Annotated in this window: 20 protein-coding genes and 1 pseudogene; 13 read left to right on the top strand and 8 right to left on the bottom strand. The window is 37.6% G+C overall.

The window, feature by feature from the left end; all coding sequences use genetic code 11:
• Positions 1–387: 387 nt before the first annotated feature.
• Positions 388–1,188 (top strand): DUF1835 domain-containing protein, encoded by an 801-nt coding sequence (locus RCJ95_RS19155; protein ID WP_446722629.1) that lies wholly within the window; start codon positions 388–390, stop codon positions 1,186–1,188.
• 28 nt (positions 1,189–1,216) lie between these two features.
• On the opposite strand, the gene RCJ95_RS19150 is transcribed toward RCJ95_RS19155, so the two are convergent.
• Complete coding sequence (locus tag RCJ95_RS19150; RefSeq protein ID WP_221680722.1) at positions 1,217–1,714, bottom strand: hypothetical protein; 498 nt, start codon at positions 1,712–1,714, stop codon at positions 1,217–1,219.
• Positions 1,715–2,064: 350 nt separating this feature from the next.
• Positions 2,065–2,691, bottom strand: coding sequence for a nitroreductase family protein (locus RCJ95_RS19145; protein ID WP_221680723.1), 627 nt, complete (start codon positions 2,689–2,691; stop codon positions 2,065–2,067).
• Between the two features lie 194 nt (positions 2,692–2,885).
• Here RCJ95_RS19145 and RCJ95_RS19140 point away from each other — a divergent pair, with 194 nt between their 5' ends.
• Positions 2,886–4,916: a methyl-accepting chemotaxis protein gene (locus RCJ95_RS19140; RefSeq protein WP_257521781.1), complete on the top strand. Its 2,031-nt coding sequence runs from the start codon at positions 2,886–2,888 to the stop codon at positions 4,914–4,916.
• A 37-nt stretch (positions 4,917–4,953) separates the two neighbouring features.
• Here the strand turns inward: RCJ95_RS19140 and RCJ95_RS19135 are convergent, their stop codons facing one another.
• Positions 4,954–6,186 carry a ferredoxin reductase family protein gene (locus tag RCJ95_RS19135; protein ID WP_312128930.1) on the bottom strand — a complete coding sequence of 411 codons (1,233 nt, stop codon included), beginning with the start codon at positions 6,184–6,186 and terminating at the stop codon, positions 4,954–4,956.
• Positions 6,187–6,343: 157 nt separating this feature from the next.
• Between RCJ95_RS19135 and RCJ95_RS19130 the strand changes: the two genes are divergently transcribed.
• Complete coding sequence (locus RCJ95_RS19130; protein ID WP_004269365.1) at positions 6,344–6,832, top strand: metal-dependent hydrolase; 489 nt, start codon at positions 6,344–6,346, stop codon at positions 6,830–6,832.
• 41 nt (positions 6,833–6,873) lie between these two features.
• On the opposite strand, the gene RCJ95_RS19125 is transcribed toward RCJ95_RS19130, so the two are convergent.
• Complete coding sequence (locus RCJ95_RS19125; RefSeq protein ID WP_221680726.1) at positions 6,874–7,695, bottom strand: squalene/phytoene synthase family protein; 822 nt, start codon at positions 7,693–7,695, stop codon at positions 6,874–6,876.
• Positions 7,696–7,909: 214 nt separating this feature from the next.
• On the opposite strand from RCJ95_RS19125, the gene RCJ95_RS19120 reads away from it, so the two are divergent.
• From RCJ95_RS19120 to RCJ95_RS19100, 5 genes are all read left to right on the top strand, one after another.
• Positions 7,910–8,644: an SDR family NAD(P)-dependent oxidoreductase gene (locus RCJ95_RS19120; protein WP_004269367.1), complete on the top strand. Its 735-nt coding sequence runs from the start codon at positions 7,910–7,912 to the stop codon at positions 8,642–8,644.
• Positions 8,645–9,271: 627 nt separating this feature from the next.
• Positions 9,272–10,108 (top strand): type II pantothenate kinase, encoded by an 837-nt coding sequence (gene coaW, locus RCJ95_RS19115; RefSeq protein WP_131519759.1) that lies wholly within the window; start codon positions 9,272–9,274, stop codon positions 10,106–10,108.
• Positions 10,109–10,234: 126 nt separating this feature from the next.
• Positions 10,235–10,459 (top strand): hypothetical protein, encoded by a 225-nt coding sequence (locus tag RCJ95_RS19110; RefSeq protein ID WP_004269369.1) that lies wholly within the window; start codon positions 10,235–10,237, stop codon positions 10,457–10,459.
• Between the two features lie 14 nt (positions 10,460–10,473).
• Positions 10,474–10,605, top strand: coding sequence for a hypothetical protein (locus RCJ95_RS19105; RefSeq protein WP_004269370.1), 132 nt, complete (start codon positions 10,474–10,476; stop codon positions 10,603–10,605).
• Between the two features lie 56 nt (positions 10,606–10,661).
• Positions 10,662–10,991, top strand: coding sequence for a DUF3889 domain-containing protein (locus tag RCJ95_RS19100; RefSeq protein ID WP_112117750.1), 330 nt, complete (start codon positions 10,662–10,664; stop codon positions 10,989–10,991).
• A 35-nt stretch (positions 10,992–11,026) separates the two neighbouring features.
• Here RCJ95_RS19100 and RCJ95_RS19095 read toward each other — a convergent pair whose 3' ends face one another.
• Positions 11,027–11,581, bottom strand: coding sequence for a DJ-1/PfpI family protein (locus RCJ95_RS19095; protein ID WP_446722628.1), 555 nt, complete (start codon positions 11,579–11,581; stop codon positions 11,027–11,029).
• Positions 11,582–11,748: 167 nt separating this feature from the next.
• Between RCJ95_RS19095 and RCJ95_RS19090 the strand changes: the two genes are divergently transcribed.
• The 5 genes and pseudogenes from RCJ95_RS19090 (at position 11,749) to RCJ95_RS19070 (ending at position 17,445) form a co-directional block, all read left to right on the top strand.
• Complete coding sequence (locus RCJ95_RS19090) at positions 11,749–12,147, top strand: MarR family winged helix-turn-helix transcriptional regulator (protein ID WP_004269373.1); 399 nt, start codon at positions 11,749–11,751, stop codon at positions 12,145–12,147.
• A gap of 5 nt (positions 12,148–12,152) precedes the next feature.
• Entirely contained in the window at positions 12,153–13,343 is a 1,191-nt protein-coding gene (locus RCJ95_RS19085; RefSeq protein ID WP_370635370.1) for an MFS transporter, read from the top strand.
• Positions 13,344–13,842: 499 nt separating this feature from the next.
• Positions 13,843–14,458: pseudogene (locus RCJ95_RS19080) on the top strand (NUDIX hydrolase).
• Between the two features lie 253 nt (positions 14,459–14,711).
• A complete protein-coding gene (locus tag RCJ95_RS19075) occupies positions 14,712–15,407 on the top strand; it encodes a response regulator transcription factor (RefSeq protein WP_048390068.1) in 696 nt (231 codons plus the stop codon).
• Positions 15,385–17,445, top strand: coding sequence for a histidine kinase dimerization/phospho-acceptor domain-containing protein (locus RCJ95_RS19070; protein ID WP_446722627.1), 2,061 nt, complete (start codon positions 15,385–15,387; stop codon positions 17,443–17,445). The genes RCJ95_RS19075 and RCJ95_RS19070 overlap by 23 nt, the downstream gene beginning before the upstream one ends.
• Positions 17,446–18,076: 631 nt before the next feature.
• On the opposite strand, the gene RCJ95_RS19065 is transcribed toward RCJ95_RS19070, so the two are convergent.
• From RCJ95_RS19065 to RCJ95_RS19055, 3 genes are all read right to left on the bottom strand, one after another.
• Positions 18,077–18,823 carry an amino acid ABC transporter ATP-binding protein gene (locus RCJ95_RS19065; protein WP_274772520.1) on the bottom strand — a complete coding sequence of 249 codons (747 nt, stop codon included), beginning with the start codon at positions 18,821–18,823 and terminating at the stop codon, positions 18,077–18,079.
• A gap of 11 nt (positions 18,824–18,834) precedes the next feature.
• A complete protein-coding gene (locus RCJ95_RS19060) occupies positions 18,835–19,491 on the bottom strand; it encodes an amino acid ABC transporter permease (protein WP_004269380.1) in 657 nt (218 codons plus the stop codon).
• 67 nt (positions 19,492–19,558) lie between these two features.
• Positions 19,559–20,356 carry an amino acid ABC transporter substrate-binding protein gene (locus RCJ95_RS19055; protein WP_257521788.1) on the bottom strand — a complete coding sequence of 266 codons (798 nt, stop codon included), beginning with the start codon at positions 20,354–20,356 and terminating at the stop codon, positions 19,559–19,561.
• Positions 20,357–20,570: the final 214 nt, after the last annotated feature.

The following is a 20,570-nucleotide window of genomic DNA, read 5'->3' as shown; positions in this document are numbered from 1 at the left end:
TTCATCAATCCCCTTTGCTAGAAATTCGAAATTTTCTAACTATAATAATAGCATATTTATGGTGCTAGCTAACTACTTTTTTGAAAAATGATGGAAGAGATTGTCATTGTGGTACAATTTTTAAAAAGGAGGCAGTGCGAATGGAAACATCTATGCATTATCCATTTATCTATTTCTTCTACGACACAAACCAGGTGCTAGTATATAGAATTCAAGCTTTAGAGTATATCACAGTAGCAGATGTGATGAAGAAGGGGGAATGGCAGAGGTATGAGCTTGAGCCATCTGAATCTGTTACAGCATTTCATCATGAACAAAGCATACCTCAGCAGGGGTGGTCTCTCTTTATGGGGCAGGAAGAGCTCTATCATTTGGTAGAAATTATTAATGATTATTCAACAGGTCATAACTACTACTTCAGCACAAGTGGTACATATTGTTTGCTCGGAATCTGCAGCAGGCTCATTACGAGCGGCACTTGTTCCACCGAAATATGTGATCGGGTTTCCAGAGGATTTGTCGATTGGACCATTGTGGAAACTCGATGAAAAAAGAGGACAGGCATTCCGTGATGAGTGGCTAAGAGAAAATATTAATGATGGAATGGATGATTTTGTAAATCAGAATAAATTGATGAACACAATCAGAGAGATACAGGATATTCCAAGCAACCTGCCGATTTACATTTGGTGTGGGTCCAATGCAGAAGAACAGTGTGGCCTTAGATTTCTTCTTTATTTATTACGTGATAAAACCAATGAAGTTGTTCTTATCAACACAGGTGAACAACGGGCTATAAACCACCAATGGAACATGGAAATGTATGATGTAAAGCGATTGTCCGCGAAGGAGCGTCTATTTTTTCAGCAGCAGTGGGAAAGTTTAGCACAGACAAAGGATGTTTGTCGTCTATTGCTACATCAACAAATTCAAGCAGTCCAAGAGAGTTATTATGATAATTTGATTATGTCAACGATTGGACAACGTCATAAGGAGCAGGGGGATACTGATTTTATACAAACAGGTGTATTTATCTCTGAGCTATTAACAAGCATGGATGCTCCCCCAAATATCTTCTTTTTAGAATATAGAATTCGCTATTTAGTATATAGTGAGGTCTTTGAGTTAAAGGGAATTCCTAAATCAATGCATCATTACTCTGTGAAATTACGGAAAAAACCTCTTTAGCCTGTGGCATAAAGAGGTTTTAAAACAATTAAGCAACGAAAGGTCTGTTCATGCGCATTAAGCCGTAGATGGCAAAGAACAATCCACCTGTTATTACCATTAAGATTGTGTATAATACAGCCTTACCTGTTTCACCACACCAGCGGTAGAATAGGCGATACGTGAAATAGAGTGTAAAGCCTGCCGCTCCTAAAGAAGTCAGAATACCGATAAATGGAATAAACGAAACAATGATCAAGCCCGCATAAATAAGCGTATTTTTTAAAGCTGTTGCACGTATTGTTTCTCGAGTATCCCCACCAGCTGTCAGCAGGAAGAGACTATATACATTAATAATGGGAATCCAAGCAATATAGGCTACATCTCCAAAACCATTTGTTTTAGATGTCATAAAATAAATAAGTGCACTAATAATGTAGGCAATTAAACCAATAGCAAGACCGGCTAGTATAAAGATAAAAAATAAACCACCCATGGCTGCATCTAAATCTGAGTAATAATAAGAATCATTATAGTCATAATTCACCAGAAAAACCTCCCTTCATATGAAAATACCTCCTAATCATAACAATCCTCAAGTGTTTAAGCTACAACAATTTAGATGTAATATTTAGTAGAAATCGCACAAATGTACTAGAATGTAGTTGATTATTTAAGACTTTAATGATGATTTTTTGAGTGCCTTATGATAAAAATGCAAAAAATATCCTTGGAAACATTATTATGCTAGTTTTTGAGAATCATTTTCCGTTTTATTCATTTCAAAAAGTACATAGAAAAACATTACTATCCTATGATGGTAGATGCACAAGAAATGCCACAAAAAATAAAAATAGCCATCTTAACTACATTGTAAGATGACTATTTTCACGTGTATTAAATGAATTTGGCGATGTGCTCAAGTTCAATGCGGGAAGAATTGTAAGCAGGTGCGGCTGCCTTACCAATCGCAATTAAAATAACTGGGACGATATGGTCAGCTAATTCAAAGCGTTGAGCAAAGGCTTCTTTATTAAATCCACCCATTGGCACTGTATCATAGCCCATGTCTTTAGCTAGTAGCATGATTTGCATGGAAATTAGACCAGCATCAAATGTAACGATATTTTTTAACACTTCTTGGGGAAGTTGAGAATATAGATTGATCGAGTTGTTAATCATTAACTCTTTTGTTGCCTCATTGATATAGCCAAGATCGAAGTTCTTTGTATAGACAGCCTCGGCATTTTCGTACATTTTTGTATCACCTAAAACGGCAATAATTGCTGAGGAAGTTTCTACTTGTTCTTGGTTATTGGCAATAGCACGTAGCTCTTTTTTGACCGCTTCATCCTGAATTACTAAGAAGCGCCAAGGCTGTAGGTTACTAGACGATGGAGCAGACGTTGCTTCTACAAGTAATTCTTCTAATTGTTGCTGCGGGATTTTAAAGTTTTCATCGTATTTACGAACGGATTTACGCTCATGCATAACTTTAGTTAAAGAACTTTTTGTCACTGTCATTATTTTGTCTCCTTCATGGTATGATGCGTTTTTTACTATACGATAAATGAATTCATTTTCCAAGTAAATTGCTCGAATTAAAGAGTCTTGAATCTAGGATTTAAAAGTTACAAAAAAAACATATTTTTGTTGGTATAATCCATTTATACTAGAGATTGAATAGAGCAATAATAATAGATATGGAGTGAAGGTGAATGAAAAAGCTATTAGGAAATTTAAATATTATGGCAAAAATCGCAATGCTTATTCCTGTCATTACTGTTTTTTTAGGTGGTATGACCTTCCTTAACTATTTGAACGTATCCAATGAACTTGAAAGCTCTATTGAAAATGAAATGTCTATACTAGCGGATGACGTTGCAGGTTCCGTTGAGGGCAAACTGCATGCACACATTCAGCTCATAAATAGTGCAAAGACAACAATAGAATCGGCTGACAGTATGATGACCAGAGAGCAATTTATTCGCTACGTACAGCAGCTATTGCCTTTCAATAAGGAAACGTATGGTATGGGATTATGGCTAGAGAAGGATATGGCAAATGGACAAATTTTTGGGCCGTATGTCTATAAGGAAGAAGAAAAAATTGTCTCCACGGATGCTTATGAAGATCCTGCCTATCATTTTCACGAGCAAGAATGGTATCGCAATAGTATCCAATCTAATAAGGTAGTTCATACAGCACCTTATTTTGATGAAGCTCTGGGGGAAATGTTTATCTCATTTGGTACACAAATTGTCAAAGATTCTACGCCCATTGGCGTTATTACAGGAGATTATGTATTAGATTCAATTCAATCCATTGTTTCTGACGTGAAAATTCGTGAGAGTGGTTATGCATTTTTAATTGATGATAGTGGAAAAATTTTAACGCACCCTGATGTAAATAAAGTGAATAAAGAAACGATCCAGCAGTTGTTGAACATGCCTGTGGAGCAGATTTCTGATCAAAAAAAGTTAATACATACAAGCAGTGAGGGTAGTGATTTTACCTTACAATTTATGCAAATACAAGATATGCCGTGGAAATTAGTTTTACTGGTTCCGACAACTGAGCTTTACGGCGAAATACAGGCCATGCTCCAACAGCAAATCGTGATCAGTGTCGTTCTAATTTTACTTATCGCAATTAGTATTTATTTCCTTGCTCGTTACATCCGTGGGGAAGTGAAAACGATGAATACGCATTTAGGCTATCTTGCTACGGGTGATTTAACGCAACAAATGGCCGTTCATACAAAGGATGAATTTGGTGAAATGGCGCAGTATTATAATGACTCTGTGGAAGCATTAGGTTCGATGATGCAGCGCATTGTAGCTGAAACCGAGACAGTTGCTTCTACTGCAGAGGAATTAACGGCAAGTGTGCAGGAGGTCAATAAAACTGTTACAGAAGTTGCGATTTCTATGCAAGAGGTGGCAGAAAATACGAGTTCACAACAACAGGTGAGTGGGGAGTTAGAGGGTGTAACAACACAACTAGGTGGGGATATGAAGACCGCCATGGACGATTTACATGAAGCAGTCCAACAATCGCAAAAAACCTCTGAACTTGCTACTGGCGGATCACAAAAAATACATGGTTTCGTGAATGATATTGTCCACCTACATGCACAGGTTGACAGTAGTGCCAATCTGGTGAATGGCTTGAAGGAGCATTCGCTTCAAATAGAGCAGATGAGTCAGCTCATTTCAGCTATTACCGACCAAACCAATTTACTATCACTTAATGCTGCCATTGAGGCAGCACGAGCAGGGGAAGCAGGGAAAGGCTTTGCGGTAGTTGCAGGAGAGGTCAAAGCACTTGCCGAACAAACTAGCCGTGCTTCGTTAGATATTGCAAAGGTTGTGCAGACGATTCAGGAACAAATGAATGACGCGGTAGAGATGATGGAGCAAAGTCGAAAAATAGCCCATCAAGGCATTGGTTCTGTTCAACAAGCAGGCATGACCTTCGATACAATTGCCAGTGCAATTGAAGGTCTCCAAAACACCATGCAAAAGACAAGCAAAACGACATCTGATGCTTTTGAAAAGTTGCAGGCAGTAACCAAAAAAGTACAGGCAATTAGCAAACAGGCACTTGCAACAAATGATCATACATTAAATGTATCAGCCATCACGGAGGAGCAGGCATCAACGATGAATGAGATGTCCATAGCCTCTGAGCAGTTAGCACAACTTGCTCAAAATTTGCAAGAAGAAGCAACTAAATTCACGATTTAATGGTAAGGTGTACATCTAGATTTAGGTGTACACCTTTTTAAGATCTAAATGAAAAAGCTTCCCACTGTACATTTTTCTTAGGTGCAGCCGATTTGAAATGCTTGATCATTTTTTCTGGTCCACATATATAAATACTAGTTTGTGGAGAGATGGATAACTCATCAACAGAGAGTCTATTTCGCTGTGTTGTATCTATAAACGTGACAGTAAAATGGTCGTTTGCTTGTGCATAATCCTCTAAAAAATCTTTGTAGATGACATTGTCTTGCCCGTGAAAAGAATAATATAAGTCAATTTTCTTATCAGGCTTCGTGTGTAAATAGGCAAGAAATGGGGTGATGCCCATACCACCTGCAATCCATAGCTGCTGTGCATTCCCGTTGCCGAAGTCAAAATGACCATAGGGGCCATCTACAGCAACCTCTGTATGGACTTGAATAAGGTTGTAGACCTCTTTAGTATAGTCTCCAATAGCTTTCATCGTAAGATTGATTTGTTGTCCACATCCCCCAGAAATAGAGAAGGGATGTGGTGCTTTTTCAATACCCTCTTGAAAGACTTTCAGAAAAAGAAATTGTCCTGGTCGATAATCCAACTGTTTTGTAAGCTTCAACTTAATTTCCAATATCTCAGGGGTCAGCCTTTGAATGGATGAAATCTGACCTTTATAGGGAAAGAACATATCCTGATACATTGTCAGCATATAAAGAGCTGACATAAATCCAATCGTAGTTGTTAATGCTGTAAAAATCCCTAAAGCTGAGGGCTGTAATAAATCATAGTGGCTAGAAAAATAAGCATGGTAAATACCCAATGTATAGGGCACAAGTAATAATCGATGAAGCCAGCGCCAATGCTCGTACTTCAGAAATTTTGCAATAAAGGCAAGAATGATTAGAAAGATAAAGCCGTATTGAGCCAGCTCGCCAAGATCTTTTGCGAATTCGTTGAGTGGCGTTTGTTGTGTTAGCTCTTCATCAGGAATCATTTTTTGTAATTGCCCGTGAATAAGAATCAATACAAGTGAAAGGATTGCTAGTAATTTATGATAAAAATAGACATGCTCAAGACCACTAAACCAACGCTCCAACATTTTTATTCTTGTAGCTAATAAGAATACAAGAAATAAACACGTTATGGCTAAGCCTCCAATGACATGACTTAGTGTGTTCAACGGATGGATAGGTGCCATAGGTTTGCTAAAATACCAAAGCAAAGCACTACCACACAAAATACTGAAAATAAAAAGTATCCCTTTATATGCTCTCATATTTAACCTCCATCACTATGTTTATCCATAATTTAACTAGCTATACAATCAGAGAGGAAAAAAGTTTCGAGCGTACGTTCGGAATGTATGTTCCCTTTTGCGTCGAATTATGTTACATTAAGAAGGGAAAATAAGAGAAAAGGAGTGGAAGTAATTTATGCAAGGGAATACCCATATCGTTGGGGGCATTACAGCAAGTCTTGCCTTTGCACAGTTTTCAAATGATAACCCACTTGTCTTAGTTGGTGCGGGGGTTATTGGTGCGTTACTTCCAGATATTTGTCATAGAGGTAGTAAAATAGGTCGAACATTTCCCCTCATCGCGAAGCTAGTGAATACAGTATTTGGACATCGTTCCTTTACACATAGTTTGTTATTTTTAATAAGTATGATGGTGTTATTACATATGTTGATTCCTTATCGAGCGATATCTATTGGAATAATTATCGGAATGGCTAGTCATATCATACTTGATATGTGTACAAAAAAAGGGGTTAAACTATTTTTCCCTGCGACTGTCTCAATTCGTTTTCCACTTACAACGAAAACGGGTAGCAAGGTAGAAGGTGTCGTACTGATGTTGTTATCGATGCTATCTATCTATTTCAGCTATGAATTAATTGTAAGATTTATTGATGCGATATAAATAAGAAAAGCCCCAGTAATCGTTTACTGGGGCTTTTCATGTTAGTCTGCCTGTACCTCTTCAACAGTTTGCTCTACCTCGGCACGAGTCATTTTTTCTCGTCCTTCTTGCATTGCCTTTAGTGTTTTGTGAGCTAAGGCAAGTGGTAGGCGACAGAACAGCAGAATAGTACGTTTATTGATATCCTTCATATATAAATCTGCTTTGGTTAAATTTTCCTCTGCATACGCAAATAAATCCTCACGTGTCCATCCCTCTGGTACGAAACTTACACCACGTTCATCTAAATCCTCATGCTGATTACGTAAGATGTTGACAGCCTGCAATCCACGGCCGTAGCCTATTGCTAGCTCGCGATCTGTTTGAACGCCTGCACCCCATGCCCAAAGCTCAGACAGCATCGTCCCTACAAGCCCAGCCACGTAGTATGTATAATCGTCTAAATCCTCACGTGTGCGGACCTGCCAATTCGCCTTTGCCCATTTTGCCATCCCAAAAGCCATTTCACTTGTGGAAGCCTGTACAATTTTTCTGGATTCCTCAGGACAAAATGTCAGCCAATCTGCTAAACGAAGGGATACTTCAGGTAATTGCTCTGCATAAGGTGCGAGTAATGACTGATAGGCTTCATTATTGAAATTGTCCTTAAGTAATTCACTCATTGCTGACAGTAAATCAAATTTGACATCATTAGAAAGTTCTTCATGGTCTTCAATTTCATCAATGGCACGCATTGCTAAATAGGCTGCAGCCACTGATATCTTTAAATCATTTTTTAAAAATGTAATAGGTATATAAAACGTGCGGCTTGTATCTTTCAAAACCTGCATCGCTTCTTTGTAAAGTCTTTTTTGCTCGTTCACTTGTATTCCTCCGTTCAAATGGTTCCACATCTATAGTATATCGTATCGTAAAAATAGGGAAAGATAAAACAGATTGTTCATATTTAGAGAGATATTCTTTGAAAACGTTTCCTAAAAGTGATATAGTTTAATAGTAAACTATTTAAACCTATACTTTCATTGTGGACGAAAGTATAAGTTAAACCACATTACAAAAGAGAGGAAGTTTAGAAAAATGGGACGTTTAGATAACAAAATTGCGATGATTACTGGTGGCGCATCTGGTATGGGTGCAGCAATGGCGAAATTGTTTGCCCAAGAGGGTGCTACGGTAATTGCAGCTGATATTAATGAAGATAACCTAGCAAAAATTTCTGAGCTTGACCATGTAGAGGGGATGAAATTAGATGTTTCATCTGACGAAAACTGGGCAGAAGTGACGAAAGCCATTGTGGAGAAATATGGTCGCATTGATATTTTAATTAACAATGCTGGTATTTCATCAGAAAAGGGACCAGATCAAATTACACAAGCGGATTGGTCAATCATGCATAATATCAATGCTTTTGGACCTTTCTTGGGCATTAAACATGCCTCTAACTATATGAAAGAAGCTGGAAAAGGCTCTATCGTTAATACATCCTCTTACACAGCGATTATTGGTGCAGGCTTTAATGCATATACAGCTTCTAAGGGATCATTACGAGCGATTGCTCGTGCAGCGGCATCAGAGCTTGGTGCTTTCAATGTTCGTGTTAATACAGTATTCCCTGGTGTCATTGAAACACCAATGACTGCTAAATTATCAGAAGCAAAAGAAGCAATGGATATGTTAGTAAGAGCGACACCAATGGGACGCCTTGGTCAACCAGAAGAAGTAGCTAATGCTATTTTATTTTTAGCATCTGATGAAGCTTCTTACATTACAGGTGCTGAGCTTGTCATTGATGGTGGCTATTCAGCACGCTAATTAATCGTTTTAGGAAAGTGAAAGTGCCTGTTCAAGCAGTGCATTTTCACTTTTTTTGCATTTTTCAAGGCTAAATAGTGGAACCTGAGATTCGGATGCTTCCATTTTTTAAAAGCCACGTTTTTCTACCTAAACGCCTTGCATGGTTATACTCCTCATTTAAGCACTAATGAGCGTTCTTCTGGAATCTGTCTATATAAATCTTCGTGTTCCGCTTTTGAATATTCGTTAAATTTCAAAAACAGCATTATGCTTTAACAAAGCTTTATTTTTTTAGTAGAATGATGATAAAGCTTTCGAATTGCAATATAAAATTCAGCTATCCATTAGAAAAAATTTGATATTTTCCATGATTTTTTCATGAAAGTTTACGAAGTTATTGCACAATCATTTCAACAGCGTTAAAGTTTAGAAAGGGCGAAAATGTCATTACACAATTTGGGGGATTGTACTAAGCGTTTTGCTTTTGTACGAACAAATTAATTGGTCAGGATTTTGGCACACAAAAAACTCCTTGCAAAATCCTTCGTACCAAAGAGGGCATGTACTTTAATAGTTGCCTTAATCATCGCGTAAACTGCAATCATTACATGACAAAGTTGCGTAATAAAAACAAAGGAGAATTGTATGCCAAAGGCTATAGGTATTGATGCAGGCGGCACATTGACAAAGGTTGCTTATTTAGATCAACACAATGAACTTGTTTTAACAACCTTTCCGTCTAATGATTTACAGTCTGTAAAAAAATGGATTATTGATCATCCAGATATTGAGGATATTGGTGTTACGGGGGGACGTACAGAGCAATTACTTGATGTCATTAAAACAATGAAATCGATTCATTATATAGTGGAATTTGAAGCAACATTAAAGGGTGTCCGATTTTTATTAAATAAAGAAGGCTACTTTTTTGAGCGCAGCATGATTACCAATATTGGGACAGGTACTTCCATTCATTACATGGAGGGCAATACCCATATTCGCGTTGGCGGGACAGGCGTTGGTGGTGGGACATTAATTGGATTGTCAGCGCTTACAACAGGGATTACAGATTACAATGAAATACGAGAAATGGCTGACAATGGCCATCGTGAGAGTATTGATTTATTAGTTAAGGACATTTATCAGGGAATGGATACACCTATTGATGGTCATTTAACTGCAAGTAATTTTGGAAAAGTAGGCATTACACGGTCCATGAAACATCCAGCAGAGGATATTATAGCGACGGTTCAGGGTCTAGTAGGCGAAGTTATTACAACACTTAGCATTCAATATGCGGAAGAAAAAAAGGCTCAACATATTGTCTATATTGGATCAACTCTCAGCAATAATGCTCATCTTGCCCGTGTGATTGCAAATTATACACGCACTAAGAAGCATACACCTGTTTTTATTAACGATCATGGTTTTTCAGGTGCTGTTGGAGCATTGCTAAACATTACAGAATATACAATTGTCTAGGGACGAAATAAGAATGAACATGACTAATGCACATTAGTCATGTTCATTTTTTTACAATTAGCGAAGAAACTGATCTACATAGTAACGCCTCTATTTGAACAAATTATGTGCAGGAGGTGATGTTACGTGGGCAAACGTAATAATCGAAATAACAGTAAAACCATGAATATGCGAACGCATAATCCTTTTGGTACCTACAAAAGCAAAGATCTTGATCGAAGTAATAGCAATAATAACAATCCGAATGACAACCTAAACGAAGAATTCGCAGCAGAATTTGATGCAAAAGCTAAAAATAAAAACAATAAAACGAATCATGATAAAAACCAGCAGTCCAATAAAACGAAATAACGGAGGTACAAATCATGGCAAAGAAGAGAAAAACAAGCTTTAAAAAGAAAAAGAAGGAAGATACACATAAAAAGAATGATCGTGAAGAGTACTCAGCAGAGTTTAACCAAGTCATTCATAATAACCCTCAACAGCCAAAGCAATAAAGACAAGCTGCTCCAAAGCTTTTTGGAGCGCTTATTTTTTTAAAGGAGTGATTCAAGTGCGGAAGTTATATTTACTTGGGATTGTGCTTGTTTGTCTTACTGTGTTCATACAAACAGCAATGGTCGCAAATGCACAACAAGAAACACCTCCAGCCTATGCCAAATGGGGACAAATGGCCATCAAAGAGGTAAAGGCAAAATATCCTTCAGCCAAAATTATCGATTATTTGCATGAGGGTAAAGAAGTACATGGGGCGTCAACAATCGAAAAGTTTAAGCTCTGGCTCAAGCAACCCGATAAGGAATTTGGTGTCTATGTAAGAATTAGTTATCAAAGTGCAACACAAAAGGTAGAAAAAATTGAATTACAAGAAAGTACGTCATGAAAAAAAGGATGCCCAGAAAAGGCATCCTCATTCATTTAATTTTCAAGCTTTTGAATAAACGCACGCATCAAGCCTGGTAAATCAGGCCATGCATGTCCACTTACTAAATTGCCATCTGTATGAAGATTGGCATCAATATAAGTAGCGCCAGCCACTTGCACCTCTGGCTTGCAAGCAATATAGGCTGTCAGCTCACGTCCTTTTAGCACTTCAGGAATCGTTGCGAAAATTTGTGCTGCGTGGCAAACGGCTGCAATCGGTTTATTCATTTCGAAAAAATGGGACACGAGTGGTGGCACATGCTCATTTAAACGAATATATTCTGGCGCACGACCACCAGGAATAATCAATCCATCAAAATGGGTTGGATCAACATCAGCAAAAGAAGCATGTGCCTCTAAGCCATAGGCAGGTCGCTCGATGTATGTATCGACGCCATCTACAAAATCGTGTAGTACAGTTTGTAATTTCTTAGCGGATGGTGCTGCAATTGTGACATCATAGCCTGCCTCAAGACAACGATAATAAGGATAAAAAATCTCTAAAGCCTCTACGGCATCTCCTGCAAGTATTAAAACCTTTTTCCCCATGATTCCATCTCCTTTACATTGAAAGTTTATTAACTTTTATTCGACACATGCAAAAAATTTCCTGCTGCTGATCGAGCCATCTTTCCAAATTACTTCCTTTACAAAGAAAAAAATGAAGCGTATAGTATTTATTTAGCTAGGTAAATAATTTTAGGAGGTAGATAGTGATGAATCCAATTTTCCATGCTTTATTCCAAAAAAATCGCTATTTAACTAATTGCTTAAATGAAGTGCTGAAGCAGCATCATTTATATAGTTCTCAGTGGACCATTTTATATTGCTTACATAAAAATGGACCGATGACATTGACGCAAATTTGGAAATATTTAAATGTGGAAGCGCCAAGTATCACAAGAGCGATTACAAGGCTTGAGGCATTGGGCTGGGTACAACGATTAGATGGTGAGGATAAACGAGAAAAGATAGTGACTTTATCCACACAAGCAGAGGAGCGCCTACCAGCCATTACAGCAACTATTCGAGCGTTTGAGGAGGAAATGGTAGGATCTTTAACTGCTGAGGAACAAGAGCAATTTCTAAAGCTATTGGAAAAAATGAAAGGTTGATGGACATGCAGCAAGAAGAGAATACACAAATATGGACGAAGCGTTTCATTAGTCTATTTTTAACGAATATCTCAGTTTTTTTTGTATTTTATGGACTTGTAACGACTTTGCCGCTTTACGCAATAGGGGAGCTACATCAGACAGATAAGGAGGCAGGGCTTCTATTGTCTGGTTTTTTATTGTCAGCAATCATTGTACGCCCGTTTTCAGGAAAACTGTTGGATGTATTCGGTAAGAAAAAACTGTTGGTCCTCTCAATCGTGGGCTATTTTATATGTACCGTCTTATATTTATTTATTCATCCATTCGGACTTTTACTTGGTCTACGTTTTATACAAGGGATTTTCTTTAGTATTATTACAACAGCTGCAGGATCTTTAGCGGCTGATATCGTTCCAGCTAAACGAAAAGGGGCAGGCCTTGGCTATTTCACGATGTCTACAAATCTAGCTGTCGTTATTGGTCCATTTATCGGACTATTATTAATACAATATAGTACCTTTAACGTATTGTTCATCGTTATGAGTATCTGTATTCTAGCAGGAGGAATTCTAGCGTTAACGGTCAATACCGATGATTTACCGAAACCTGCACATGAAGGAAAACTAACCTTTAAATTTGATGATTTGTTTGAGCGAAAGGCGTTACCTGTTGCTGCGATTGCTAGTTTAGTAGCCTTTTCGTATGCCAGTGTTTTATCCTTTTTATCGGTCTATGCACAGCAAAAGGGTTTAATGGCTGTGGCCAGTCTTTTTTATGCCGTGTTTGCTGCATCCATGTTAATTACGCGTCCGTACACAGGTAAACTTTATGATACGAAGGGGCCACAATTTGTTATTATTCCTGGCATTATCTCCTTCGCCATCGGGCTCGTTATGCTCGCTTTTGTAGAAGGGCCCGTATTATTTTTGAGTGCTGCTATTTTTGTAGGCTTCGGCTATGGTGCTGTGACGACAAGCTTGCAAGCATTAGCCGTTCAATCCACAGCCATCCAGCGAAGTGGCTATGCTACAGCAACCTATTTTACGATGTTTGACCTTGGGATCGCACTAGGTTCCTATATTTTAGGAATGGTAGCCGTGCAGGCAGGCTATGCTTCAGTCTACTTGTCAGGTGCAGGCTTACTAGGGGTTGTCTTTATTATTTATCTATTACGACTTGCAAAGATGAAACCGAAAAAGGTAGTGAATATATAGTAAAACAGTTGAGCCTGTCCCAACTGTTTTTATGATTATAGGCAATCATGTAGCGTCTCCGTTTTTGACCAAAATATGGTATAATAAGAGAGTAACTAGATAGAGGTTTCATGGGCGGTTGGCACAATTTTAACCTATCTCATTCAACTTATTGAAGAGAAAGGAGTTGATGCCTTTGACTATTTTTGAAGCAATAATGGTTGCAATAAGTCTTTCTACACTTATTGTTTCTGTACTTGCATTGTCATTTACTTTTACACAAAAAAAGTAAACCGCCCCTGCCTCGCCAGCATGTGAGATGGTTTACTTTCATCACTTTGCAAATCGCCTTTGAAGCGATTCGTCTTGTTACTAGGACCATTGGTGTTCCAGCACCAATGGTCTTATTTACTTATATACATCTTCACTAAGAATTATAACATGGATAAACAGTTTTTTTCAAATAATGTAAATTTAATTGTCATTGACTACAATGATTTTTGAGGATTCAGTTGGTAGCGTGGAACCTAAATGGCTTGAGTGGGCAAAACAACTACAATCAATTGCACAGGCAGGACTAACTTATTCGAAGGATATTTATGACTTGGAAAGGTTTGAATCATTAGAGAAATAAGCGTTGACAGTATAGCACACCATACAGAGATTGATAAGACAGTTATACGTGATTTATTTGCTAATGAGACGGGTTATGCGACCCCAAAAATAGATATTCGGGCGGTGGTTTTTAGTGACAATAAAATATGAATGGTTAAAGAAAAAATAGATGGTGATTGGTCATTACCAGGTGGCTGGGGCGACATCGACCTTACGCCTAGTGAAGTAGCCATCAAAGAAAAGAAAGAAGAATCGGGATTTGATGTAAAAGCAATCAAACTCATAAGTGCATTTGATAAGAAGTGCCACCCTCATCCACCATCTCTCTACCATGTCTATAAAATGTTTATCCAATGTGAAATCATTGGAGGACGTGCAGAAGAAGGCATGGAAACTAACGCTGTTGCGTTCTTTGCTGAAAATGAACTGCCCTCTCTATCAATGGCTAGAAATACCGAATCACAAGTAAAATTAGCTTTTCGTCATTTAATAATCTACATTTACCTACCTATTTTGATTGAAATCTCAAGCTGAATAATTGAAATGTATATTTGACGATTAAAGGAGAGCCGCTCAAACCAGCTCTCCATTTTTTATTGTATTCCTCAATTTTTTCGAATTTGTTTTTGACATGAAGTGTGAATAAAGGAAAACACTAAGAAAATCTTAAGAATTGATGTCTGAGTTTGTTAAGATTTAATTAGTATTATATCCTTATACGAATCCTATAGGGGTGATTGACATGAACCTAAAGCGGTGGAGGAGTGAATGTAGTTGAACATTTTGATTTGTGATGATGATAAAGAAATTGTTAGGGCGATTAGCATTTATTTAGAAAATGAGGGCTATCAAGTATTCAAAGCTTACAATGGGATAGAGGCAATCGATCTTATTCGAGATCACATTATTCATCTTATTATTATGGATATTATGATGCCCAAAATGGATGGGATTACGGCGACGATGAAGATTCGGCAAGATAATATGATTCCGTTAATTATGCTTTCTGCTAAATCAGAGGATTATGATAAAATACTGGGATTAAATATCGGAGCAGATGATTATATGGCCAAGCCGTTTAATCCATTAGAACTTGTGGCTAGAGTGAAATCGCAGCTCAGAAGGTATACGACCTTTGGAAGTCTTGAGAGGAGTAGTGCTGTATTTCAAACGGGTGGTCTTGTGATTGATGATGAACAGAAAATCATTACTGTTGATAAACAAGAGGTTCATTTGACACCAGTGCAGTATAAAATCTTAAAGCTTCTCACAGCCAATGCTGGAAGAGTATTCACGATTGAAGAAATTTATGAAAAGGTATGGAATGTCAGGGCTATTAATCCTGAAAATACGGTTTCGGTTCATATTCGAAAGATTCGAGAAAAAATTGAAATTAATCCAAAAGAGCCGAAGTATTTAAAAGTTGTATGGGGAGTTGGGTATAAGGTTGAGAAAGTTGAGAAGTATTAGTCATGCACTTATTACGAAAGTAGTTGTGTTTCTAATTGCTGTCGCTTGTTTAACTGGTATAGCGAGAGTAATGATTAACATGGAATTTAATGAGATTCATCTTAGTAGTATAAATCAAGATAACTATTTTGAAAGTCGAGCATTCGCAGATGAAAGTTACAGCATTATTGCTCCTTTAGCGCAATTAATCGGAAAATACAAAAGTGAAGAATATATTTTAAGTGGGAAGACACTAACAGAAGAGGATAATAGAAGAATCGAAGAGGAATTATATTATGATTTTCGCAATTCTTACAGATATAATCCTAATGTGAGTGAAGAGGAAAATAAGCACATCTATCAGGAAAAATATGCAAAAGACATTGCTAGAACAAAAGAAGAAAGTATGAAAGAACAGGTAAGAAATTTTTATCAATTACGTAGTACGCTTGAAGCCTATGAAGGAATTGTGTTTTATGCGAGTGACGGTGAACATAAGTTCTCCAATAGTGATCTCACAAAGAAAGAGCAATTTGAATCCTTTGATGCCTATATGTTATTTGAAGATTATCAACAAAAGCTTTACCCAAATGAAGTGAAAGAAAGTCAATACTTGGATTACTTTACACACGAAGTTAACATGTTGAACCCACAAACAGATGTTATTTATGTGGGATTTAAAAATTCTTACCTACAGCAAAAAATATCGGAATGGGAAAAAGATAAAGCGGCTGCCCAAGGTTTTCTAAATGAATGGATGGTACTTCTAGCAGGGTTTATTTTATGTTTTGTGTATTTAATCATAGTTATTGGAAGAACGCCATTTGATAAAGAAGAAATTCATTTCCATGTCATAGATAAACTTTATAATGATCTTAATATTGTGCTTATCGGTTGCTTAACAGCGATGTGGATCGCCATGATTGTTGAAGTCTTCCGTGATATGTACATGTTCTTCACCGTGCCTATTTTTATCATTGGCTTACTATTGATTTTATCACTCGTAAAGCATATTAAAAATAGAACGTTCTTTCAGCATACACTCCTCTATCAACTTTTCAAAAAGATATTTATTTTAGTGAAACATGTTTTTGACAGTGGCAGTACAGGCGTGAAAATTGTGCTACTAGTAATTGGCTATCCATTAGTAGTAGCGGCTACGTTTTTCATGTTTCCTATTACGATGGGGATAGCTGCCTGGTTGGCAATGAGAAAGGTGAAGTCGTTTAACCGCATTAAAGAGGGCGTAGAGCAAATTAAAAATGGGGATCTTCATCATCGAATTGAAGTTGACGGAAAAGGGGAGTTTCATCAACTTGCAGAAGATATTAATCGTATTACAGATGGGTTAAAAAAGGCAGTGGATAGTGAAATCAAGAGTGAGCGTTTAAAAACAGAACTTATTACGAATGTTTCGCATGATATTAGAACGCCTTTAACGTCAATTATTACGTATGTTGATTTATTGAAATTAGAAAACGATCCTAAAATGATTGCAGAATATGTAGATGTGTTAGATCAAAAATCGAAAAGACTCAAGCTTTTAACGGATGATTTATTTGAAGCGGCTAAAGCATCAAGTGGTAGTATACCTGTTCAGTTAGAACGGATTGATATCGTATCATTGCTAACGCAAGGAATTGGAGAAATGGATGAAAAAATTGAAGCCTCATCCTTAGATTTTAAGTTAGCCCATCCAACAGAAAAAGTGTATGTGAAGGCTGATGGTAAGCTCCTATGGCGTTCCATCGAAAACTTATTCTCGAATATTTTTAAATACGCACTGCCTACATCAAGGGTATATATTGGTGTGGAAGATTTAGGGAATGAAATACTTGTGACATTTAAAAATATTTCAGCTTATGAATTAAATATTTCAGTTGATGAGTTAATGGAACGCTTTAAACGAGGCGACGAATCAAGGTCAAGTCAAGGTAGCGGATTAGGGTTGTCGATTGCTGAAAGCCTTATTCACATCCAGAATGGCAAATTCTTAGTTCAAGTAGATGGTGATTTATTTAAGGTCATGATTTATCTACCGAAATTTCCAAATGAATAGTGTAATAAAGGAATAGGATCCACGCGTATCCTATTCCTTTTCTGTTGTTGAAAAAAGATCATGTTACTAGAAAAAGACCTTTTAGCAAGGTGAGGGGTTGATTTCCGTTTCGCCAGCGTCCTTGCCAGGGGGCATCCGATGAGCCGCTTCACTCACTTCCGTTCGCTCCAGGTTCTCCTCTGTGACGCTAAATCCCCTAGGAGTGACGCTGGCTCCACTCCAATCAACCATTCTGCAAAATGTCTTTACTTTTTCCATCATAGCGATCAAATAGCCCATTATTTGTATTCTTAGAGAGGATAAGCTCTTATTTTCAATGTGGAGAAGTTATGCGTGACAACACCTCTTCATAAAGAGTAGTGAATAACTTCACTTTATTTGAAAACCTTTTCTAAAAAGGTAACACTTTTGTAGGTTTGCGTGGAAGGCTTGACTCCCGTAGGATAGCCTCTAAACGAAGCGGCTCGGCGCTCGCCCATAGGAAAGCAAGTAGCCTGCAACGGAAATCCATTTTCACCTTTCACAAAAATTCTATTGATTGTTTTGTTTTTCAACACTATAAAAGGAATAGGATCCATGCATGTCCTATTCCTTTTCTGTACGTAAAGACCTGTACAAAAAGAGAGCCAACTTAGTTAAAATTGTTTTGTAAAAACGCTTTTGTACGGTCGTTTTGAGGGTTTGTAAAGAAGTTGTCTGGATGATCGGATTCGATAATTTGACCACCATCCATAAAGACGACCTTATTTGCTACCTCTCGTGCAAAGCCCATTTCGTGTGTTACCACAATCATCGTCATCTGATCCTCTGCTAGGCTTTTCATAACCTTTAATACTTCGCCTGTCAGCTCAGGATCTAAGGCAGAGGTAGGTTCATCAAATAATAAAATTTGAGGATTCATCATTAGGGCACGTGCAATTGCTACACGTTGTTTTTGGCCACCAGAAAGATTGGCTGGATAAGCCTTGGCCTTGTCGGCAAGACCAATTTTTTGTAGTAAATCTTGACAGCGTTTTGTAATGGCCTCTGTCGATTCTGTTTTTAATAAGCTTGGTGCCATTTCAAGGTTTTGCTGAACGGTTAAGTGGGGGAACAGGTTAAAGTGTTGAAAGACCATTCCCATTTTAGCTGTAATTGCTTTGATGTCCTGTGGCTTTGTATATTGTCCATCTTGCACTAAATAATCGCCATCTACTACAATACTGCCACCATCGATTTCTTCTAAATGTATTAAGCTTCGAAGCATTGTACTTTTCCCAGATCCAGAGGGACCGATAACTGCAATGACATCATTCTTTTCTACCGAAAATGTAATTTGTTTCAGAACCTCCACCTGATCGAAAGATTTCTTCAAATTTGTTACTTCCATTAATGCCATATGTGTCACCTCTATTCGAATTTAAAGCGTTTTTCTAGCCATTTAAAGAATACGGTCAATACAAGGGTCATGACTAAGTAAATTGCACCAGCAATAAAGAACGGTGTAATTGTGAAGTCACGATTGACAGCTGTTTGCGCAAAATGTAGTAATTCTGGAACAGCAACTGCATAAAGTAGGGCTGTATCCTTAATTAGTGTAACGGATTCATTTGATAATGCGGGTAAGGCGACGCGAAACATTTGTGGCAAAATAACACGTGTCGTCGTTTGCCATTTGGATAAGCCGAGTACCTGGGCTGCCTCATATTGTCCTTTATCGATGGCAAGAAGACCACCACGGAATATTTCTGCAAAGTAGGCAGCATAATTTAAAATAAAGCCAAGACAAGCGGCCACAAAACGATCGAGTACTAAATATTCACCGATTACTGGCAGCATAGGTAAACCGAAGCAAATCAATAATAATTGTAGTAATAGTGGTGTACCACGCATGATATAAATATACGTATGTGCAAGCCAAGCGAGTGGTTTTATCCGACTTTTTACGGCGAGTGTTAGTAAAAAGCCGAATGGAATCGATACCAGAATGGCGATGAAAAACAGTAAAACTGTCATTTTTGCCCCTTCTAGCATCGGTAATATCATAGTTTGCCAGTAATCCGCCATAACGATGTCCCTCCAAAAAGAGTAAGAGTTCCGCTAAGGAAACTCTTACAGTTGATGTATCCTGTCATTATTTTAATACTTTATCTTCACCAAACCATTTTGTTGAAATGTCAGCCGCAGTACCGTCTTCATTCATTTTGTCTAACGCGGCTTGTAGTTTTTCTAATAAGGCTTCATTTCCTGGTTTCACACCAATACCGTATTGCTCAGGTGCGAGTGATTCCTCTAATAATTTGAATGTGTCAGGCTCTTGCGTCATGTAATATTCTGCAACTACAGCATCAATTACCACAGCATCAACACGGCCTGTTTTTAAGTCTGATAATGCTAAAACATTATCCGCAAATTCTGTAATTTTTTTCACTTCTTTGTGAATTGGGTTACCGTTTAATGCATCGGCCGCAGAAGAAAGGGATTGAATACCTACTTCTTGTCCAGCTAAATCACTTAGCTTCGTAATCTTTGAATCTGCCTTTGTTATCACAACTTGAGAGTTTTCAAGATAAGGCTTTGTAAATAAAACTTTTTCCTTACGTTCATCTGTAATGGTATAACCGTTCCATATTAAATCAATACGTCCACTTAATAATTCAGCCTCTTTTGTTTTCCAATCGATTGGCTGGAATTCTGCTTCAACGCCCATATGCTCTGCTGCAGCTCGAGCTAAATCAATATCGAATCCAACGATGTCATTTTTATCATCGCGGAAGCCCATTGGTGCAAATTTATCGTCGATTCCAATAATAATTTTTTCTTGATCTGCTGCTGTTTCGTCTTTTTCTGCTGTCTTTTCTTTTGAAGAGCCGCACGCTGCTAAAACGATGACAGCTGTCAGCATCATAAATAAAGTCACTACACGTTTCATTTTTGTTTCCCCCTATAACCTATCACTTTCACTTGCTAAACTACTAATGTGTTAAAGGATAACATCGTCCTCAAACAATGTCAATATCGTTTTGGATTAATCAGAAAATGAGTGGCGTTTTCTAGCATTTTTTTGAATATCATAAAATAATGAAATTGGGGGATAGTAAATAACTGAAGAATAGGGACAAGAAAAAGGGACTGCTCCAATAGAA

Source organism: Lysinibacillus sp. BSL11, from assembly GCF_052928325.1.
This window is presented reverse-complemented; position numbering and strand designations above follow the sequence as displayed.

Bases quoted from the DNA above. Each gene is read 5' to 3' on its own strand.
- RCJ95_RS19120 (WP_004269367.1), top strand. From the start codon at position 7,910: ATGGGACGTTTAGATAACAAAATTGCGATGATTACTGGTGGCGCATCT.
- RCJ95_RS19090 (WP_004269373.1), top strand. From the start codon at position 11,749: ATGAATCCAATTTTCCATGCTTTATTCCAAAAAAATCGCTATTTAACT.
- RCJ95_RS19105 (WP_004269370.1), top strand. From the start codon at position 10,474: ATGGCAAAGAAGAGAAAAACAAGCTTTAAAAAGAAAAAGAAGGAAGAT.
- RCJ95_RS19060 (WP_004269380.1), bottom strand. From the start codon at position 19,491: ATGGCGGATTACTGGCAAACTATGATATTACCGATGCTAGAAGGGGCA.
- RCJ95_RS19155 (WP_446722629.1), top strand. From the start codon at position 388: ATGATTATTCAACAGGTCATAACTACTACTTCAGCACAAGTGGTACAT.
- RCJ95_RS19130 (WP_004269365.1), top strand. From the start codon at position 6,344: ATGCAAGGGAATACCCATATCGTTGGGGGCATTACAGCAAGTCTTGCC.
- RCJ95_RS19135 (WP_312128930.1), bottom strand. From the start codon at position 6,186: ATGAGAGCATATAAAGGGATACTTTTTATTTTCAGTATTTTGTGTGGT.
- RCJ95_RS19085 (WP_370635370.1), top strand. From the start codon at position 12,153: ATGCAGCAAGAAGAGAATACACAAATATGGACGAAGCGTTTCATTAGT.
- RCJ95_RS19140 (WP_257521781.1), top strand. From the start codon at position 2,886: ATGAAAAAGCTATTAGGAAATTTAAATATTATGGCAAAAATCGCAATG.
- RCJ95_RS19095 (WP_446722628.1), bottom strand. From the start codon at position 11,581: ATGGGGAAAAAGGTTTTAATACTTGCAGGAGATGCCGTAGAGGCTTTA.
- RCJ95_RS19145 (WP_221680723.1), bottom strand. From the start codon at position 2,691: ATGACAGTGACAAAAAGTTCTTTAACTAAAGTTATGCATGAGCGTAAA.
- RCJ95_RS19055 (WP_257521788.1), bottom strand. From the start codon at position 20,356: ATGAAACGTGTAGTGACTTTATTTATGATGCTGACAGCTGTCATCGTT.
- coaW (WP_131519759.1), top strand. From the start codon at position 9,272: ATGCCAAAGGCTATAGGTATTGATGCAGGCGGCACATTGACAAAGGTT.
- RCJ95_RS19065 (WP_274772520.1), bottom strand. From the start codon at position 18,823: ATGGCATTAATGGAAGTAACAAATTTGAAGAAATCTTTCGATCAGGTG.